This is a genomic window from Levilactobacillus koreensis JCM 16448, from assembly GCF_001435525.1.
Classification (GTDB): Bacteria; Bacillota; Bacilli; order Lactobacillales; family Lactobacillaceae; genus Levilactobacillus; species Levilactobacillus koreensis.
In genome coordinates this window covers 21,557-42,020 of sequence record NZ_AZDP01000123.1, presented here as the reverse complement: position 1 = coordinate 42,020, position 20,464 = coordinate 21,557, and the positions used below count along the sequence as shown (strand labels likewise).

Annotated in this window: 16 protein-coding genes; all 16 read right to left on the bottom strand. The window is 50.0% G+C overall.

All coding sequences use genetic code 11. From position 1 onward, the window contains the following. Positions 1-15 precede the first annotated feature (15 nt). Complete coding sequence (locus tag FC99_RS12880) at positions 16-165, bottom strand: teichoic acid D-Ala incorporation-associated protein DltX (RefSeq protein ID WP_048735932.1); 150 nt, start codon at positions 163-165, stop codon at positions 16-18. Between the two features lie 304 nt (positions 166-469). Next, the gene (gene dnaJ, locus FC99_RS12875) at positions 470-1,618 is read right to left on the bottom strand and encodes a molecular chaperone DnaJ (protein ID WP_048735931.1); all 1,149 of its coding nucleotides are present in this window, start codon (positions 1,616-1,618) and stop codon (positions 470-472) included. 124 nt (positions 1,619-1,742) lie between these two features. After that, positions 1,743-3,617, bottom strand: coding sequence for a molecular chaperone DnaK (dnaK, locus tag FC99_RS12870; protein WP_048735930.1), 1,875 nt, complete (start codon positions 3,615-3,617; stop codon positions 1,743-1,745). Positions 3,618-3,651: 34 nt separating this feature from the next. Continuing rightward, a complete protein-coding gene (grpE, locus tag FC99_RS12865; RefSeq protein ID WP_048735929.1) occupies positions 3,652-4,257 on the bottom strand; it encodes a nucleotide exchange factor GrpE in 606 nt (201 codons plus the stop codon). Between the two features lie 18 nt (positions 4,258-4,275). Further along, a complete protein-coding gene (hrcA, locus tag FC99_RS12860) occupies positions 4,276-5,313 on the bottom strand; it encodes a heat-inducible transcriptional repressor HrcA (RefSeq protein WP_048735928.1) in 1,038 nt (345 codons plus the stop codon). 515 nt (positions 5,314-5,828) lie between these two features. Next, positions 5,829-6,782 carry a riboflavin biosynthesis protein RibF gene (gene ribF, locus FC99_RS12855; RefSeq protein WP_048735927.1) on the bottom strand — a complete coding sequence of 318 codons (954 nt, stop codon included), beginning with the start codon at positions 6,780-6,782 and terminating at the stop codon, positions 5,829-5,831. A gap of 22 nt (positions 6,783-6,804) precedes the next feature. Continuing rightward, positions 6,805-7,713, bottom strand: a complete 909-nt coding sequence (gene truB / locus FC99_RS12850) for a tRNA pseudouridine(55) synthase TruB (protein WP_048735926.1) — start codon at positions 7,711-7,713, stop codon at positions 6,805-6,807. A gap of 292 nt (positions 7,714-8,005) precedes the next feature. Further along, positions 8,006-8,356, bottom strand: coding sequence for a 30S ribosome-binding factor RbfA (rbfA, locus tag FC99_RS12845; RefSeq protein ID WP_048735925.1), 351 nt, complete (start codon positions 8,354-8,356; stop codon positions 8,006-8,008). Between the two features lie 21 nt (positions 8,357-8,377). Continuing rightward, positions 8,378-10,810 carry a translation initiation factor IF-2 gene (infB, locus tag FC99_RS12840; RefSeq protein WP_048735924.1) on the bottom strand — a complete coding sequence of 811 codons (2,433 nt, stop codon included), beginning with the start codon at positions 10,808-10,810 and terminating at the stop codon, positions 8,378-8,380. A gap of 47 nt (positions 10,811-10,857) precedes the next feature. Continuing rightward, positions 10,858-11,160, bottom strand: coding sequence for a L7Ae/L30e/S12e/Gadd45 family ribosomal protein (locus FC99_RS12835; RefSeq protein WP_048735923.1), 303 nt, complete (start codon positions 11,158-11,160; stop codon positions 10,858-10,860). Further along, positions 11,153-11,449 (bottom strand): RNase P modulator RnpM, encoded by a 297-nt coding sequence (gene rnpM, locus FC99_RS12830; RefSeq protein WP_048735922.1) that lies wholly within the window; start codon positions 11,447-11,449, stop codon positions 11,153-11,155. Before rnpM ends, FC99_RS12835 begins: the two co-directional genes overlap by 8 nt. Before the next feature lie 26 nt (positions 11,450-11,475). Then, positions 11,476-12,747 carry a transcription termination factor NusA gene (gene nusA, locus FC99_RS12825; protein WP_048735921.1) on the bottom strand — a complete coding sequence of 424 codons (1,272 nt, stop codon included), beginning with the start codon at positions 12,745-12,747 and terminating at the stop codon, positions 11,476-11,478. Positions 12,748-12,770: 23 nt separating this feature from the next. Further along, positions 12,771-13,244: a ribosome maturation factor RimP gene (gene rimP / locus FC99_RS12820; RefSeq protein ID WP_048735920.1), complete on the bottom strand. Its 474-nt coding sequence runs from the start codon at positions 13,242-13,244 to the stop codon at positions 12,771-12,773. A gap of 130 nt (positions 13,245-13,374) precedes the next feature. Beyond that, on the bottom strand, positions 13,375-13,647 hold the full coding sequence (locus FC99_RS12815) for a hypothetical protein (protein ID WP_048735919.1): 273 nt from the start codon (positions 13,645-13,647) through the stop codon (positions 13,375-13,377). Positions 13,648-14,078: 431 nt separating this feature from the next. Then, entirely contained in the window at positions 14,079-18,416 is a 4,338-nt protein-coding gene (locus tag FC99_RS12810; protein ID WP_048735918.1) for a PolC-type DNA polymerase III, read from the bottom strand. A 516-nt stretch (positions 18,417-18,932) separates the two neighbouring features. Then, the coding region (locus FC99_RS12800; protein WP_235805933.1) for a proline--tRNA ligase at positions 18,933-20,464 on the bottom strand (1,532 nt) is incomplete at its 5' end.

Genomic DNA, 20,464 nt, shown 5'->3' with positions numbered 1-20,464 from the left:
TTGTTGACCCCTCAACTAGAACTCGTTGTAAATAAATGTCGAGTTATTTAACCCACTGTAACCGTATAAATAAACTAATGCCATCAAAATTACAAAGTAGAATGCGGTCCAGCCAATAAACGCGACCACAGGCTGATGCCAAATAGCCAGCCACTTTGCTCTCATGAAATTCACCCCCAAAGTTTGCTAGCTCATTCGCCCCCGAAGCTAGCTACCGATCGATCCTCAAGTCCGGGACTCATTTTCCCCGACGAATGACCCGTCCTTGAAGAGGAGTTTTGTGGCCCCTGCCACACTCCTTATGTTTTGAGGTTATCATTGCTACCAAGGGATTGCAAACAACACTACTCAACCTTAACGTTTTCTTTTCTTTTCAAAATTGCGGCTTTACTTGCGGGACACAAAAAAGGCCGCTGAAAATCTTCAGCAGCCTTGATAGATTAGTCATTATCGCACTTTCGTTTGCCGACTAATTTTCGTTGAATTTATCACGCATTTTGTTAAATAAGTTACCTTTGCCACTCCCTGTGACATTTTCACCACTAGCCTTCGCAAAGTCACGTAAGGCGTCACGCTGCCCTTTGTTCAGGTTCTTTGGCGTGACGACCTTGACCGTCACGTGTTCATCCCCGTTACCATTACCACGTAAACGAGGCGCACCCTTGCCGTGTAAGCGGAAGGTCGTGCCACCCTGTGTTCCTGCTGGCACCTTGAGCTTAACGTCACCGTGAACCGTCTTGACCGTCACATCGTCACCCAACGTGGCTTGGACGAAGGAAATCTCCTGATTAAAGTAGATTTCGGTCCCGTCACGCCGGAAGTCCTTGCTAGGTTCAACTTGGAAGATGATGAAAAGGTCGCCATAGCTACCGCCGTTTTGACCGGCTTCACCTTGACCCTGTAACCGCATTTGTTGACCGTCATCGACTCCGGCTGGGATGGTTACCTCAACTTCATGCCGTTCTTCTTCATGACCAGAACCACCACAAGTTGGGCACTTTTCTTTGATTTCTTTACCAGTTCCGTGACAAACCGGGCAAGGCTGTTGGCTCTGCATCCGGCCCAACGGCGTGTTCGTTACCGTCGTCACATACCCTGACCCATTACACCGTGAGCAGGTCTCGGGGGTGGTCCCTGGCTTGGCACCGTTCCCGCCACAGGTATGACACTGGGCTTCACGGTTGTACTTGATCTTGGTCTTCTTCCCAAAGATGGCCTCTTCAAACTTCAAGTCCATCTGGTACTGAAGGTCCCGACCAGGCCGTGGTGCGTTAGGATTCCGCTGGCCACCGCCGCCACCAAAGAATTGGTTGAAAATGTCATCGAAGCCACCGCCGCCACCAAAGCCGCCGAAGCCACCTTGTTGACCGCCACCGAAACCACCAAAGCCGCCTTGAGCGCCATCGGCTGACCCATATTGGTCATAGTTAGCCCGTTTTTGTTCATCACCTAATACATCATAGGCATCCTGAACCTCTTTGAATTTCTCAGCCGCGTCTGGAGCCTTGTTCAAATCCGGGTGATACTTCTTTGACAAGTGCCGATAGGCTTTCTTGATTTCTGCTTGGCTGGCGTCCTTTGCAACGCCTAAAACGCCATATAAGTCCGATTGCGCCATCTTTTTCCTCCCAATCCATTCCGAAATTTTTCGCTACTAGTAAGAATAGCATACTCGAAACAAAAAGCCAAAGCCCCACGGACTCTGACTTCTTGTCTGAACTCTCTTAAGCCAATGGAACGGATTACTTCTTATCGTCGTCGTGAACTTCGTGGAAGTCACCGTCGACGGTGTCGCCATCCTTACCATCGCCCTTAGCGTCGCCACTAGCTTGGCCAGCAGCACCCGCATCAGCACCGCCCTTAGCACCTTGTGCTTGTTGGGCTTGTTGATACAGCTTGACGGAGAGGTCCTGGATGATCTTCGTCAAATCGTCCTTCTTGGTCTTCATGTCGTCAAGGTTGTTGGCTTCTTGGGCCTTCTTTAAGGCGTCACGGGCATCCTCAGCCTTCTTGATTTCGTCATCGGAAACCTTACCCTTAACGTCTTTCAACGTCTTATCCGTCTGGAAGAGTAATTGGTCGACTTCGTTCTTGGTGTCGACTTCTTCCTTACGCTTCTTGTCGGCAGCTTCGTTTTCCTTAGCTTCCTTCATCATCTTTTCGATTTCGTCGTCAGAAAGACCGTCGGAACTCTTGATGGTGATCTTTTGTTCCTTGTTCGTTCCCATATCCTTAGCGGAAACGTTAACGATCCCGTTCTTATCGATATCGAAAGTAACTTGGATTTGAGGAACACCACGAGGGGCAGCAGGAATGTCAGTCAGTTGGAAGTTACCCAACGTCTTATTGTCAGCAGCCATTGGCCGTTCACCTTGTAAGACGTGGATATCAACGGCTGGTTGGTTATCAGCGGCCGTTGAGAAGACTTGTGACTTGCTGGTTGGAATCGTCGTGTTTCTGTCGATCAACTTCGTGAAGACACCACCCATAGTTTCAATCCCTAAGGACAATGGCGTAACGTCAAGTAAAACAACGTCCTTCACGTCACCGGTGATCACCCCACCTTGAACGGCGGCACCTAAAGCAACAGCTTCGTCAGGGTTGATGGAGTGGTTAGATTCCTTACCCGTCCACTTTTCAACGGCTTCTTGAACGGCTGGAATCCGCGTTGAACCACCATTTAAGATAACAACGTCGATATCGCTAGCTTGTAAGTCAGCATCCTTCAACGCATTTTCAACAGGGATTCGGGTCTTTTCAACTAAGTCAGCGGTCAATTCGTTGAACTTAGCACGACTTAAGCTCTTTTCCAAATGCAATGGGCCGTTCGCACCAGCTGAGATAAATGGTAAGCTGATTTGCGCTTCAGTCACACCAGAAAGGTCCTTCTTAGCCTTTTCAGCAGCGTCCTTTAACCGTTGGGTGGCCATCTTATCCTTGGATAAGTCAACGCCATTTTCTTCCTTGAAGCCGGCAATTAACCAGTCCATGATCTTTTGGTCAAAGTCGTCCCCACCTAAATGGGTATCCCCGTTCGTAGACAGAACGTCAAAGACACCATCACCTAAGTCCAAGACGGAAACATCAAAGGTCCCACCACCAAGGTCGTAAACCATGACTTTTTCATCTTTGTCTTGCTTGTCCAAGCCGTAAGCTAAGGCAGCAGCCGTTGGTTCGTTGATGATCCGTTCAACGTTTAAACCAGCGATCTTACCGGCATCTTTGGTGGCTTGCCGTTGGGCATCGTTGAAGTAAGCTGGCACCGTGATAACGGCCTTGTCAACCGTGTCCCCAATGTAGTCTTCAGCGAAGGCCTTCAAGTGTTGTAAGATCATCGCAGAAACTTGTTCTGGGGAGTAATCCTTGCCATCAACGGTAACCTTGTAGCCGGCTTCACCCATGTGACTCTTGATGGATGAAATCGTGTTAGGGTTAGTGATAGCTTGCCGCTTGGCAACTTCCCCAACTTGAGTTTCTCCGTCTTTAAATGCAACAACGGATGGCGTCGTCCGGGCGCCTTCCTTGTTCGCGATAATCTTCGGGGTACTACCTTCAAGAACGGCAACGGCTGAGTTAGTCGTCCCTAAGTCAATCCCAATAATCTTGTTACTTGCCATCAAAAATTCCCTCTTTTATAGTTTATTTATTAATTTATTGTGCAACGACGACCATTGCGGGCCGTAAAACGCGGTCCTTCAACAGGTAACCCTTTTGGAGCACCTTGACCACTGTGTCGGCCGTTTGTCCGTCCTCAACAGGAACCGATTGAACGGCTTGATGCTGAGTCGGGTCAAACTTCTGACCGATGGCGGCGATTTCCGTCACGTGGTTACGCTTCAGGGCATCTTCCAAATGATCATAGGTCATCTGAACACCCTTCTGTAATTGCGCAGCGGCGTCATCCGTTGCATCCACCGCTAAGGCGCGTTCCAAGTTATCAATCACTGGAAGCACGTCCTTAGCGAGCTGTTGACCATCGTACTTGATCAACGTGGCCTGTTCCTTTTGGAAACGGGTCTGCATGTTCTGCACTTCGGCTTCGGCCCGAAGATACTTATCTTCAAAGTCACTTGCCTTTTGTTTCAATGCAGCGACCTCGGCAGCCGTTGCTACTGGCTTATCAGCCTCGGTAGCGGCCTTTGAGTCAGTCTTTGGTTGGTCTTTTGCTTGCACATCCTTGGCTTTGCCAGTGGATTGCTGTGCGGCGTCTTTAGTCGCCGTTTGGTCATCAGTGGACGGTTGTTGCTTGTCAGCCACGATAAAACCTCCCTTTCTTTACTCGTCGTAAAACCGGTAGTAATCCAGTAGTTTTTTCGCGAGCTCTTCACGAAACGCACCGACAATTCCCAACATTCGCGAATATGGCATCCGCGTTGGGCCGAGAATGGCGATCATGCCGCGGCCGTGCTGGTTCACATCATAAGTGGCGGTAATCAAACTGAAATTGCGTAGCGCATCGTTGGTCATCTCGTTACCGATCTGAACGGAAATCTTATCGTCCGGTCGGCCCAAGACGTTGGCAATGTCATCGGTCTTATCGATCAACGAATACAACGACTTCAGTGAATCCACATCGCTATCCTGTGAGAAGTTCAGTAGGTTGAGCCGCCCGCCAACGTAGAAGCGCTCCTGGGCCGCTCTCGTCAAAACATCACCGAAGATATCCAGGAATCCCTGGGGACTCTGGAGATAATTGGCGATCTTCATCGGAATATCCGCCTGTAACTTCTTCACCACTTCTGGCAACGTTAAGCCGACCAATTGATCATTGATCAAGCGGACGACCGCTTCCAGCTGGTCGCCGGTGACGGATTCGTTGACGTCAAACGTCTGGTTCTCCACGTCACCACTATCGGTAACTAGGATGGCCATCACTTGCCGTTTCCCTAATGGGACTAAACGAAACCCGCTGAGGCGACTATCTTTTAATTCCGGCTTCAACGTGAACGCCGTGTAACTCGTCAGGTTGGAAAGAATCGTCGCGGACTGCGAAATAATTTCGTCAATCTTATGAAAATCCCCACCTAATGACGACTGGATCACGTCCATGTCGTTGGGCCGCAATGGGTCCGGCTTGACTAAGTGGTCAACGTAATACCGGTAGCCTTCAACCGAAGGAATCCGACCAGAAGACGAGTGGGTCTTTTTAATCAGCCCCTGTTCCTCCAGCGCCGCCATTTCATTACGAATTGTCGCTGAGCTTACGTGGATGGGCAACTGCTTGGCTAATGCCTTTGACCCCACCGGAACCCCGGTGTTAGTAAAGTCGCGGACAACGGCTCGCAGAATCATCATTTGTCTTTCTGAAAGCATCACAATCACCCCTTTTTTAGCACTCAAACAACACAAGTGCTAAGACACATGTATAATGTATCAAAACCCGGTTTTGAAGTCAAGAAATCTGGTAGACTTTTTAGCAATCTCGGCTATTAAGTGCTAAAAAAGTTTTGTTTGACGCTGAATTTGGCTTATTTCCAATAAGAAGTACTAAACTGGCCGCACTCCGGCTGTGATTGTTTTTTCCATAACGTAGATTACGTTCCAGGCACACTTGAATTTTCAAACTAGCCTCCTAACCAGGATATCCGCAGACATCCCCACCTAAAATTGGGGGCCTATAAGCTCAGGGATGTCATTCTACCCAACTGATGGTCATTCCGCTACTAATTTATCAAGTGCTCCGACTATCTGTTTTAAGGCGTTCTCGCTGCGAATTATGCGTTCTGCGCTAGCTCGTGTTGTTAATTCCACGGGCTTAGCCTATCAAAAAAGTGACCATCTTCTCCGACCTGTTCAGCCGCAAAGACAATCACTTCATTCGTTCGTTCTTAAATTTTATTAGCTACGCCTTGGAAATAATCACGGGTAGCGGCTTCATCTTGTTTTAGCTGGGCGACCAAGGGATCAACCCCAGCGAATTTGACCTCACCGCGTAATCGGTGGTGCCACTCCACTTCGACCGGCTCGCCATACAGGTTGCCTTGGAAGTCGAGCAGGTTCATCTCAACCGTAATTGGGCGGTCATCGCCAAAGGTCACGTTGCGGCCGACGGAAACCATTCCGGGATACCAGATGGCCCCGACCTTCAACCGGGCCGTGTAGATGCCAATTCCGGGGATCCATTCGTTTTCTGGCGTCATCACGTTGGCCGTGGGATAGCCGATCGTTCGTCCCCGCGCTTCACCATGAACGACAAGACCGTTCGATCGATATGTGTAGCCCAACAACTGATTGGCTGTGTCAATATCACCAGCCTTCATGACTTCACGAATGCGGCTGGAACTGATTTTTTCGTGATTACTGGCCTCTTCTGCCACCGTAACGACTTCAAAACGCCCCTGCGCGTATTCGGGCAAGCGTGCCATCGTCGCCACGTCCTTTTTACCGTACGTGTGGTCAAATCCGGCCACAGCCACGGCCGTGTGAAACCCAACCAGATAGTGATCAACGAACTCTTGTGGCGTCTGGGCAGCGAATTCGCCCGTATAGTTGACCAGAAAGACCCGGTCAACGCCTAACCGGTCCAGTTGATGCAATTTACGGTCGGTGGTGCTCAAATACTTACGGTCATCGGCCTCTAAAGGTCGATAGACTAGCGCTGGATGATGATCATAGGTCAGTACAGCTAGTTTGATGCCTTTGGCCTGAGCAATCGTTTTTGCCCGTTCAATGACCGCTTGGTGACCACGGTGAACGCCATCAAAGAACCCCATGGCGAGGACGACCGGCTCATCAGGGATCTGACGTGAATCTAATGGATGATGTATGTGTATAACTTCCATGGTGGACTTCCTTTACTGAGAATTAATTAACCGTAAACATTTTTAGTGGCTTATATTGCTTTTTTTCTGGCACCCACTGGTACAGGCACTTCGTTTGGCCCTGATAGGTCAGTGCGACAACCGGTGCCGTGCTAGCCATCTCTTCAGGCGTTAGAAAGACCCCATTTTTGACCAACCCCCACAGTTTGTCAGAAAGTGCCACGTGGGGGTAATCCTGTAAGGCGTAATCGATGGGACGTAAAATGGTGCTGAGGTCATCGGCCGCCATTGCCGCTTCAACCTGTGCCAAGGTCACCGTTTGGTCCAACGTAAATCCGCCACTCTTATGCCGCGTCAAAGAAGCCATGACGGCTGGAACACCCAACTGCCGGCCCAAATCAACAGCGAGTGTCCGCACGTAGGTCCCTTTCGAGCAGGCCACTTCAAACGCTACCGTCTGTGTACCAGCGTCAGTGTCAAAAGTTCCGGCATCTGCCAGCGTAAAATGGTCCACGGTAATTGTCCGCGTCGGCCGCTCCACGGTCTCTCCGGCTCTGGCATACTCATAAAGCTTGCGGCCCTTCACCTTAACCGCCGAATACATCGGTGGTGTCTGTTGAATCGTCCCCGTCAATTTAGCCGTTGCGGCGGTCAGTTGATTCAGCGTGAACGCCTTCGCCAACGGTTGCTCGTCGATGACATCCCCATCGAGGTCCTCGGTGGTCGTTGCCAATCCCAATGTGACGGTCCCCCGGTACATTTTCCCCGAGCCCATCAAATACGGAACCACCTTTGTCGCAGAGCCAATGCAGATTGGCAAAACACCATCTACGCTAGGATCTAACGTCCCACTATGACCGACCTTTTTCGTGTGTAAAATATGACGTAACTTAGCGACACAGTCAAAACTGGTCAAGCCACGTTCCTTGTACAGGGGAATAATCCCGTCCATGATGGTGCCCTCCGCTTCTTCACTTTTTTATAGATTTAGACTTGGGTCGTCAGGACGCATCACGACTCAAGACCCAGTCGCCATCTCGATCATGTGTGACCACCGAAAAGAGTGCTCGCACATGGCGTAACATTTAGTTTACCACAAGTTCCCGTCTCATCGCTACTTTGACAAGCTCTGGCTGGCTTTCTGCGAGCAAGCTGCCAAGTTTAAGCTTCTCACCCCGCATAACTATCGCGGCAACCAAAAAGGCATTGATCATCACCGACCAATGCCTTTTTGCACACCACAATTACTCGCGGTGGTGAAGTTCATTTAAGAGTTCATCGATATGACTACCGTAACGAACTGACGAATCCTGTTCGAAAGTCAGTTCTGGCGTCTTATAGATGCTCAAGCGTGAGCCCAATTCAGAACGGATCAGACCAGTAGCCTTGTTCAGCCCCTGTTGGGTCTTCTCAGCGGAAGACGCCTTGTCTGATAAAATACTGTAGTAAATCGTGGCCTGCTGTAAGTCACCAGTGACTTCCACACCAGTAACGGTGACACCCTCGACCCGCGGATCGCGGACACGCTTTAGTAAAATATCCGTAACTTCCCGTTGGATTTCTTGTTCCAACCGGCCAACTCGATATTGTGCCATAGACGTTTTGCCTCCGAATCTTTATTTAACGGGAACTTCCTTCATCACGTAGGCTTCGATCACGTCGTCTACCTTGATGTCGTTGTAGTTCTCGATAGTCAGTCCTAATTCATAACCCATCTTAACTTGCTTGACGTCGTCCTTGAAACGCTTCAGACTACCCAGCTTACCTTCGTAGATGACAACGCCATCGCGAATCAAGCGAACGTCACTATCTGACGTCACGTAGCCTTCGGTAACCATCCCACCGACGATCGTACCGACCTTAGAAGCATGGAAAATATCCTTAACTTCAATTTGACCGATAACTTCTTCTTCGTAGGTTGGTTCCAGCATCCCCTTCATCGCCGTCTCAATTTCATCGATGGCGTTGTAGATGACGTTGTGCAACCGAATGTCGACCTTGTCGCCATCAGCTTGTGCACGGGCTTGTGGGGTTGGCCGAACGTTGAACCCAATGATAATGGCGTCTGAGGCTTCCGCCAGAGTAACGTCACTTTCATTGATGGCCCCAACGGCAGAGTGAATGATGTTGACCCGAACACCGGAAACATCGATCTTCTTCAAACTCCCAGCTAAGGCTTCAACGGAACCTTGAACGTCAGCCTTGATGATGACGTCAACTTCCTTCATTTCGCCTTCCTTAAGGGAGTCGAAGAGGTTGTCTAACGTTACATGGCTGGTGTTCCCACGTTCCTTGACCAAGGCTTCCTTGGCCCGTTCTTCACCAGCTGCCCGGGCCGTCTTTTCGTCGTTGAAGACGACAAACCGGTCCCCGGCTTCTGGCACGTCGTTTAGTCCAGTGATTTCAACTGGCGTAGAAGGTACGGCGTCTTTGATCCGCCGACCACGTTCGTTGACCATCGTCCGAACACGACCAAAGGTATTCCCAACCACGATTGGGTCCCCAACGTGTAAAGTCCCTTGTTGTACTAGTAAGGTCGCAACGGAACCTTGACCTTGGTCCAAACGGGCTTCGATCACACTACCAGCCCCATTTTGTTCTGGGTTGGCCTTCAATTCGAGCACTTCGGATTGAAGTAAGATCATGTCGAGCAATTCATCGATGTTCTTCCCAAACTTCGCAGAAATTTCAACGAAGATGGTGTCGCCACCCCAGTCTTCAGGAATTAATTCATATTCCGTCAACTGTTCCATGACGTGGTTCGGGTTAGCACCCGGCTTATCGATCTTGTTAACCGCAACGATAATTGGTGTCCCGGCAGCCTTCGCATGGTGAATGGCTTCGATGGTTTGTGGCATGACCCCATCATCGGCAGCAACGACCAAGACAGTGATATCGGTGATCTCGGCACCACGGGCCCGCATTTCAGTAAAGGCCGCATGTCCTGGGGTGTCCAAGAAGGTGATCAGCTTGTCATTGTAGTGGACTTGGTAAGCCCCAATGGCTTGCGTAATCCCACCGGCTTCACCCTCGGTAATGTGAGAATGACGCAAGTGGTCCAACAACGTCGTTTTCCCATGGTCAACGTGACCCATGATGGTAACGACTGGTGCCCGCGTTACTTGGTGTTCCTTGTTAGCCATTTCGGCATCAAAGAACTTGTCGATGTCGGTCACGTCGACTTCAACCTTTTCTCGGGCTTCGATACCATAGTCGTCCGCTAAGACTTCGATCGTATCCTTATCCAAGGATTGGTTCTGGTTGACCATGACCCCTAACATGAAGAGCTTCTTCACGATTTCAGCTGAAGACCGGTGTAAGATTTTTGCCAGGTCTTGAGCGTTCATGCCATCCGTATAAACTAAAACATCTGGCAATGCCTTGTTCTTACGTTCTGGAGCGCCCTTGTGTTGGTTCGTGTCTTTAATCCGTTGGTTCTTCTTATAACGGTTGTTATTATTATTTCGGCGACGGTTATTGCGATTGTTCCGGTTATTCCGGCCCCCGCGACTGTTGCTGCTATTGCCGTTGTTGCTACTCCGCCGACCATTACTATTATTTGTATTATTATTCAAGCTTCCACCAAATCTGCCGGTACCGGTATTGTGTTGCTCATTGTGATGACTGCCGGTCTGGCCATTATTTTTATTGTTGTTGCGTTGTTGATTGTTGTTCCCACTAGCATTTCGGTTGCCATTGGCCGCACCATTATTACCGTTGTTACTGTGCTGCCGACTGTTGGTTGGCTTCCCTTGATGGTTATTATTGCTGCCATTAGAGGTTGCCTTGTGGGTCGTCTGATTCCCCGTACCGCTGTTGTGGTTAGCCGGCCGAGCAGCCTGTGTTTTCACGGGTTGTTTGGCCGAAGATGTTGCCTTAGAGGCTGACTGCTTTGGTTGAAAAGCAGCCCGTAACTGACGTTCTTCGTTCTCGCCGAGCGTTGACATATGGTTTTTCACCGGAAAGCCCTTTTCTTCGGCCTTCGCGATGATCTGTTTACTGGAGACATTAATTTCTTTGGCGAGTTCATAAATTCGCTTTTTCCCCATATCTTCACTCTCCTTCATATTCTACCGATCACGAGAACGTCAGGTGGCTACTCTAATAGTTGGTGTAACTTCCGGACGAATCCCGGATCAGTAATGGCAATGACCGTGCGCGCCGACCCGATGGCCGTGCTCAACTGGTCCTTGGTAAACGATTCATTCAATGGGACGTCATAGCTCGTCGTCTTGTCGCGGAACTGCTTTTGGCTCGATTTGCCAGTATCACTAGCCATTAGAACCAATTTTGCAGAACCGTCACGAACAGCAGCTAAGACAAAGGATTCGCCGGTGACCAGCTTACCTGCTCGCCGTACCAATCCCAATAATTGTAAAGCGCGCTCAGAATTAGTCATTATTAAATAATTCCCGCCGTGCTTGCTGATGGTCAACGTATGCGATGAGATCATCGTAGAATTGATCATCGATTTTAACGCCAAAGGTATGGTCGAAAGTCCGTTCCTGCTTAGCCTTCTTGGCAATGGCAACATCTAAACTGATGTAAGCGCCACGGCCAGATTGCTTGCCGGTAGGATCGATACTAACCTCTTGTTCTTGGTTCCGTACAATGCGGACCAATTGCTTCTTGGGCGCCATTTCCCCAGTCACAATGTCCTTGCGCATGGGGATCTTCCGTTGTTTCATGGACCCAAACCTCCTTAAGGTGGACGTTATTCGGCCGTTTGGTCGTCAGCGTCACTGGTAGTTTCACTCGTTGGTTCTGCGGCATCCGTCTCAGGTGCGTCATCGGCTACTGGTGTCTCCTCAGTTGCCACTGAATCGACATCCGTTGCTGGCGTCACTGGAGTTTCTGTATCGGCCGTCTCAGTATCGTCGGCGACAGCGGCTTCGCTATCAGGAGCAACGTCTGTTGACGCGCCATTTTCCTGATCAGCTTCCATTATAGCAGATGCTTCGGATTCTGATTTAATATCAATCTTATAACCGGTCAACTTAGCGGCTAAACGGGCGTTTTGACCCCGTTTCCCAATCGCTAAGGACAATTGATAGTCAGGAACGACAACTTCACAGGCCCGCTCGTTGTTTGGATCAAAGATAACGTCTAAGACTTCAGCGGGGTTCAACGCATTGGCGATAAACTTCGCTTCGTCTTCGGTCCATTCAACGATGTCCATGTTTTCACCGCCAAGTTCGTTCACGATGGTTTGAACCCGTTGACCACGGGGACCAACACTCGTCCCGACTGGATCGATGTCGGGGTTGTTAGAACGAACAGCAACCTTGGCCCGGTCACCAGCTTCACGAGCGATCGCCATGATTTCCACGGTCCCGTCGTAAATTTCTGGAACTTCCTGTTCGAACAACCGCTTCAATAAATCAGCGTGTGTCCGGCTAACGAAGACTTGTGGGCCTTTCGTGGCGTTTTCAACCCGGGTCACGTAAACCTTGATGCGGTCGTGGATCCGATACGTTTCGTTAGGCATCTGATCCTGACGACCCATGACGGCTTCGACCTTACCCAAGCTAACGTAGACGAAACGAGAATCCTGACGTTCAACCTCGCCCGTCACGATTTCATTTTCGTACTGGCTGTATTGGTTGTAAATGATGTTCCGTTCGGCTTCTCGAACCCGTTGCAAGATGACTTGTTTGGCTGTTTGAGCAGCAATCCGACCAAAGTTCTTGGGCGTCACTTCAAACTTAATGTCATCGCCCAGTTCGTACCCCTTGTTGATGGTCAGGGCTTCATCCAAGCTAACTTCCAAGCGTGAATCATACACTTGGTCAACGACCTTCTTCACAGCAAAAACGTGAATGTCACCCTTTCGCTGGTCAAAGTTGACCTCAACGTTTTGGGCTTGGTCGTAGTTTCGCTTGTATGCTGAAACTAAAGCGGCTTCTAGGGCATCGATCACGATTTGCTTGTCGATTCCCTTTTCCGTTTCGAGGACGTCTAAGGCCCCCAATAATTCTTTACTCATGGTGTGCTACGCTCCTTATTTAGTTAGAACTTGATGGCTAAGCGGGCTTGCGCGATGGCCTCGCGAGGAATCGTCAAGGTCTTGATACGACCCTTCAAATTAACCTTGAGATCCATGCTATCATCCGTCAGCGTCAATAACGTTCCTTCATAAACTTTGCTCTGGCCGATTTTTTGATACAGGGAAACGTGGATGTAATCGCCCACGGCCCGTTCAAAATCTTCTGGCTTCTTTAACGGTCGCTCAGCTCCTGGTGAAGATACCTCTAAGAAGTATGCTTGAGGAATGGGATCTGGATCAAGAGAGTCCATTTTTTCGGACACCTCATCACTGACCATCGCACATTCTTCAATGTTGATGCCACCAGGCTTATCAATGTAGAGCCGCAGGTACCAGCTCTTACCTTCCTTGACAAATTCAACGTCAACTAACTCAAACTGATGCTGCGCCACAATTGGCTGGGCTAGGGCTGTTACGGTCTCGACGACAGTACTCAAAGAATTCCGCCTCCTACATTTTTCCATTAAAAAGAGTGAGCAATGACTGCTCACTCATTTAAAAAACGAGTTTAACTACAAACACTAGAATACACCAGTTCTCCGGCGATTGCAACCATTGCACCACCTGCTATTCGCACGTCAACAGAAGCAAAATGAATCCGGCTGCCGTAATAAACTCAAACACCAGAAAGTTCAATCGCGTCGTGGCCATCTCACGTAAACTGATGGCCTTGATAACTGTCAGGACAAACGCTGCTAGGAAGTAGGCCACAACCAGCGCCAAAAACGGGGTCGCGACCACGGTTGCCAGAGTGCCGAACATAATGTATCCCAAACCAATCAAACAATAACCTGCTAGAAAAATCCACCCATCTGGTAAGCCTACAAATCGCCGTAACATGGTGAACACCCGCTTTCGGTAAAGTTTATTAATGGTTCTATCATTCCTCACTGCTATTATAACATGAATCGGTTCTTTTGTAAGCGGTTACAGTTCTTTAATCCGGTTAATCACGTGATTTCTGAAAGTCGGTTTTGAAGCTGGATTGGTTAAGGCTGTCCGCACTCCGGTTGCTAGGAATTAGCTATTTCTTTCCAGCATCTTTCCTAAACCATCAGAATCGGCTGACTGCCTTAGACTTCAATATCGGCCATGGTCCTGACCTCACAAACGTTGTACTTAAACAAAAACGAAAAAACTGCCGATGCTATCCAACGAAGTCAGATAACATCAGCAGTTTTAGTAACGACATAACTTTTTCGATAAGCCATACAAATTCTTGACCACAATCAATGTAAGCCGAATGGCCGGTAAGACAAATGAATAACTAATTACATCATATCGTCAAACAGACTCAACTGGTTTTCATCTGGCAAACCAGTCAGAACACCGTTTTCCGTCATGAAATCAATAATCGTCTTGGAAACCTTGCCCCGCTTAGCCAAGTCCTCTTTCGAGATAAACGGCCGGTCATTTCTAGCGGCCACGATTTGCTTAGCAACGTTCAATCCCAGTCCAGGTGCGGCTTGGAATGGTGCAATCAACGTGTCGCCATCAATGATCCAATCGGCAGCATCGGAACGATTCAAGTCGATCATCTTAAACTTGAAGCCCCGTTCGAGCATTTCGTTGGCCAACTCTAACACCGTCAACAGGTTCTTGTCCTTCGTCGACGCATCCATACCCTGGTCGTTGATTGCCTTCATGGCGGCCTTCACCGCCGTCTTTCCTTGTGACATAGCCACAACGTCAAAGTCATCGGCCCGCACAGAGAAGTAAGCGGCGTAGTAAATGATTGGGAAATAGACCTTGAAGTAAGCCACCCGCAACGCCATCAAGACGTAGGCGGCCGCATGGGCCCGCGGGAACATGTACTTGATCTTCAGACAAGAATCAATGTACCAGTCCGGGCAGTCCGTTTGCTTCATTTTCTCTTGCCATTCGTCAGGAATCCCACGACCCTTCCGCACGTGTTCCATGACTTGGAAGGACGTTTCGGAATCGAGGCCGAAGTTGATCAAGTCGGTCATGATGTTATCCCGACACCCAATCACGTTGGCAATGGTCGCGGTTCCCGCCTTGATTAACTCTTCGGCGTTTCCCAACCACACATCAGTCCCGTGGGATAGGCCAGAAATTTGAAGGAGTTGCGAGTAGTTCTTCGGGTGCGTTTCTTCCAACATCCCCCGCACAAATCGTGTCCCAAATTCCGGCACACCTAACGTCCCGGTCTTGGACTGAATCTGTTCCGGCGTGACACCCAGTGAATCCGTCCCGGAGAACAACGCCATGACACCAGGGTCATCCATTGGAATCGTCTGCGGATCGACCCCCGACAAATCTTGCAGGGTCCGGATCATCGTGGGATCATCATGTCCCAGAATATCAATTTTCAAAATATTATCATGGATCGAATGGAAATCAAAGTGGGTCGTTTGCCAAGCGGCAGTCTGATCATCGGCTGGATACTGGATCGGCGTGAAGTCGTAGATTTCCATGTAATCCGGCACAACGATGATCCCCGCGGGATGTTGTCCCGTCGTCCGTTTGACACCGGTCGCGCCCTTGGCTAAGCGGTCGATCTCGGCGCCACGGAAAGTCTGCTCCGTATCGCGCTCGTACGCCTTCACGTACCCATAGGCGGTCTTGTCAGCAACCGTTCCAATCGTTCCGGCCCGGTAAACGTTCTTCTCACCGAACAAGACTTTGGTATAGTTATGCGCGATGGGTTGGTAGTCCCCGGAGAAGTTCAAATCAATATCGGGGACCTTGTTTCCTTTGAACCCTAAGAAGGTTTCGAACGGAATGTTGTGCCCGTCGCCAATCATCAGCGTCCCACACTTCGGGCAGTTCTTTTCGGGTAAATCGTATCCCGAACTGTATTCCCCTTTGGTATAGAAGTGCGAGTACTGACAATTAGGACACCGGTAATGCGGCGGCAACGGGTTAACTTCGGTGATTCCGGTAAACGTCGCCACAACACTGGACCCGACAGACCCCCGTGATCCAACTAAGTACCCATCCTTGTTGGACTTGGCTACTAGCCGTTGGGCGATCAAATAAATCACGGAGAACCCGTTCCCAATAATCGACTTTAATTCCCGGTCGACTCGGTGTTGGACCAGCTCTGGTAACGGATCACCGTACCAAGCATGCGCCGTATCCATGGTCCGTTGCCGAATTTCATCCTCGGCACCCTCCATGCGTGGCGTATACAGCTTGTCCTTCAACGGATGGACCTCGTCGACATCGTTCGCAATCTTCTGCGTGTTGGTCACAACGATTTCCTTAGCCACGTCTTCACCCAAATAGGAGAAGTCCGCTAGCATTTCATTGGTCGTCAAGAAGTGCACGTCCGGTAGTTCCTGTCGGTTCAGTGGATTGGCCCCACCTTGCGAATGAATCAGGATCTTCCGGTAAATGTAGTCCTCAGGATTCAAATAGTGCACGTCCCCAGTAGCCACGACCGGCTTATTCAAGTCATGTCCGAGTTTCACCATGTTGCCGACGATCTCTTCCAAGTTCGCTTCATCGGCGATCAATCCGGAATCGATCAGCGGCTGGTAGGCCGCCTTGGGTTGTACTTCGAGATAATCGTAGTACTTGGCCTTAGCAGCCGCCTCCACTTGCCCCTTTTGCATCATCGCCGTGAAGACTTCGCCTGAGGAACAGGCAGAGCCGACGATAATCCCCTCGCGGTAGTGGTCGAGCACGCTCCGTGGCACTCGTGGTACCCGGTAGTAGTAGTCCACGTTGGACGCTGAGACCAACTTGAACATGTTCTTCAAGCCCGCTTGCGTCTTGGCAATGAGGATGGCATGGTTTGGTCGCGCATGCTTATACGCGTCATTATCAGTCATGTGATCGTTCAACTGGTCATGGTACTGAATGTCATAGCGGTCTTCGGCATCCTTCAAGAACAGATAGTTCAGGTGTCCCGTCGACTCTGCATCATAAACGGCCCGGTGATGGTGCTCCAAGCTCACGTGGAACCGCTTGGCCAAGGTATTCAACCGGTAACTCTTCAACGTTGGGTACAGGAACCGTGCCAACGTTAAGGTATCGATGATTGGATTACTGATCTCAGCCATGCCGTGCCGTTGATACCCGGTATTCATGAACCCCACGTCAAACGTGACGTTATGTCCAACGATTATCGCGTCACCACAGAATTCCCGGAAGAGCTTGAAGACCTCTTCTTCCGACTTCGACCCCGCAACCATATCATCGGTGATACTGGTCAGATTCGTGGTCTGCTCGGACAGTGGGAACCCCGGATCGATAAACTCTTCGAACTGGTCGATGACGTTCTTGTGCTGCATCTTGACGGCTGAGAGTTCGATGACTTTATCATAAATGGCAGACAGCCCAGTGGTTTCCACGTCAAAGACAACGTACGTGGCACCGTCTAACGGGACATGTGCGCTGTTATACCCGATAGGCACCCCATCATCCACTAAGTTGGCTTCAACCCCGTAGAGCATCTTAATACCGGCCTTAGCGGACGAATTAAAGGCCGCAGGGAACCCTTGCACATCGGCATGGTCCGTAATTGCCAAGGCGGGCATGCCCCATTTTTTAGCCTGCTTCACGTAATCTTCAATGGGGTTAGTCGCATCCATCTGACTCATGGTCGTGTGTAGATGTAGTTCCACCCGTTTCTCGTCGGCTGGCGCCGTGTCTTGTCGACTGGCATGCTTAACTTCGTTGATATCATAAGCGTTCAATGCCAGATCACGCATGAAGCTATCCTCTTGGACGCTCCCGCGAACCTTGACCCAACTTCCCTCGGTAACCCCGGCAAATTGAGCTTCATCTTCGGCGCCCCTGGAGAATTTCTTGACCACGATCGATGACGTGTAGTCGGTGATCTTAATGGTCAACAGTTGCCGCCCTGACCGTAACTTCCGCACTTCCTTGTCAAAGACGTAGCCCTCAACGATGACAGAACGCTCCTCTTGGACAATGTCTGCCATCCGCATGATCGGTTGGTCACCCTTAATGGTCTTCCCAATCTGCGTTGGTCCCTCGGCAGCCGGCGTATCGCCCTGGCTCTGCCGTTTCTGGTTGGCCTTTTCGATGGCCGCTGCGGCTTGTTGCGCGAGCTGGGCGTCCGTCTTTTCCTGACGCGCCTTGAACTCGTCGATCTTAGCCTGTGACTTCGATTCATCGATCATGACGTGAATGTTGAACTTAGGAAAACCAGCATTACGGTAGGTATCCTCAATTGGCCCCAACGCCTGATTGCTCAAGAAGTCCTTGACGACCTCATTTTGCGCATATAAAAGGACCCGCCCGTCCGGATCTAGTTCCGGCACCTGGGATTGGCACAGCTCCTGAATCAAGTTACTGGTCAACCCGCTGTTCTTGACGACCCATTGCCAATAGTCCCCTAAGGCGCGATTCGTGAGCTCCGGTTCGGCGATCAAAAAGGTATTTTCCACCGTCGCAATCTCCCGAAAGGCCATTTGCAGGTGATTTTGAAATTCCGCAAAGGCCGTAAACGGCAGAATGCTGGGCACGTTCAAATAAAAATGCCACCGTCGTGATTGTTCATGAACCGTCAAATGGTCAATCTTGGCCGTCTGAAAGTACGGTTTCTCGGCCGCACTGGTTAAATCTAATTGTTGTAAGAGCTTTTCAAATAAAGCATGGCGATCTTCGTCCACGAGCGAACTCCTTTCAACTGACTTGCTTACAAGTTATCTTGATTAACATAAAAATTAGTATAAATTGGCCGCACTGCGGCTGCCAGAGATTCCGCCTGCTGTGGGGACGCTTCAGACTGGAAGAACACCAGTCTTCTCGCTCGATTTGAAGCCACGAAGACCACGCGTCTCCAAAGTCGCCCATATTGTTAGCTAGCCAGCGGCCAGCTAACAATATTCTCATGGCTGGCTACATCCCTGACCTCCTCCGGCTCCGATTGTCCTCTGCCATAACACCTATTAAACGGCCGATATTCTACTCCGTGGTCCCAAGCCATAACGATTTGTATGATTACCCTGAGATTATCAGAGAACACACTACAAGTCGAGAGGCCAGCAGATATGGATTCAAGCACGTCATGTTCGCACCGCTACAGTCCATATCTGTCTGCCAGTGAGGAAGACTTACCAAAGCGCTACCCAATCTCCCGCTTAGAATGAAAAAAGCCAGCATTTTTGCTGGCCTTTTCAAGTGTACTAGTCGATGTCTTTGAATAAGATCTCAACAGTGCTAGCAACTTCGTCTTTAATGACTTCGACCGTTTCACCAGTCTTACGAATCTTAATTTCAACGATGCCTTCGCCGGCCTTCTTACCAATTGTGATCCGCACGGGAATCCCCATGAGATCAGAATCAGCGAACTTAACGCCTGGCCGTTCTTTCCGATCATCGGTCAGAACACGGTAACCCTTAGCCGTCAGCTGTTCTTCCAGCTCGGTCGTCAGGTTAGCTTGATCTTCCTTCTTCAGGTTAACTGGGACCAAGTGAATGTCAAATGGCGCAATGTTACGCGGCCAAACCAGACCGTTTTCATCGGCTTGTTGTTCAGCGATGGCGGACAGTAACCGACTGACACCGATACCGTAGCTTCCCATCACAACTGGCTTTTGCCGGCCGCCTTCATCAAGGACGGTGGCGTTCAAGGCATCTGAATACCGCGTCCCTAGCTTGAAGATGTGGCCGATTTCGATTCCCTTGGTGAACTTCAGCACACCGGAACCGTCTGGAGACAGGTCGCCTGGTTGGACATCCCGGAAGTCAGCGTAATCGTCGACCCGGAAATCACGACCAGCGTTAGCGTTAGTGTAATGGAAGCCATCCTCATCGGCCCCCACGACAACGTTAACCATGTCCCCGACGTATTGGTCCGCCAAAATCTTAACGTCTTCCCCGACGCCAACTGGACCCAATGACCCAAAGCTAGCGTTCAGATACTTCTGCGCGTCCTCTGGCGTTGCGGGATCTAAGAAGTCCGCACCCAGGTAATTTTTCAGCTTGGTCTCGTTGACTTCGTGGTCACCACGAACCAGGACCATGACTGGTTGTTCCTTATCGGCGACATACAACATACTCTTAACCAAGGCAGACGGCTTAACGTCTAAGAAGTCAGCGACTTCATCAATGGTCTTGGCCCCAGGGGTCGCAATCTTTTGCAGCTCCTCTGGTTGGGCGTGAGACTTCTTACTGATGAAGAGGCTCTTGGCCATTTCCAAATTGGCGGCGTAGTCGGAAGAATCGGAGTAGACGATAGTGTCTTCCCCAACTGGCGCGATTGCGGAGAATTCCTTAGAATCCTTACCACCCATGGCACCACCATCCCCAACGATGGCCCGGTAGTTCAACCCAACCCGGTCAAAGATGTTTTCATACGCTTGCTCCATCTGATTGTAGATGTGATCGAGATCTTCATCGTTAATGGAGAAGGAGTAAGCGTCCTTCATGATAAATTCACGACCCCGCAGCAAGCCATACCGTGGCCGATCTTCATCCCGATACTTAGGTTGAATTTGATACATCACCAGTGGTAACCGCTTGTAGGACTTAATGGCATCGCGAATCAACATGGTATACGTTTCTTCGTGGGTTGGCCCTAAGATAAAGTCACTGTCATGACGGTTCTTGAACTTAAACAAGTTCGGTCCGTACGTCTCATAACGGCCGGATTCCTGCCAAAGCGTTGCGGGTAAAATGGCGGGCATCAACGTCTCTACGGCGTCGATCTTATCCA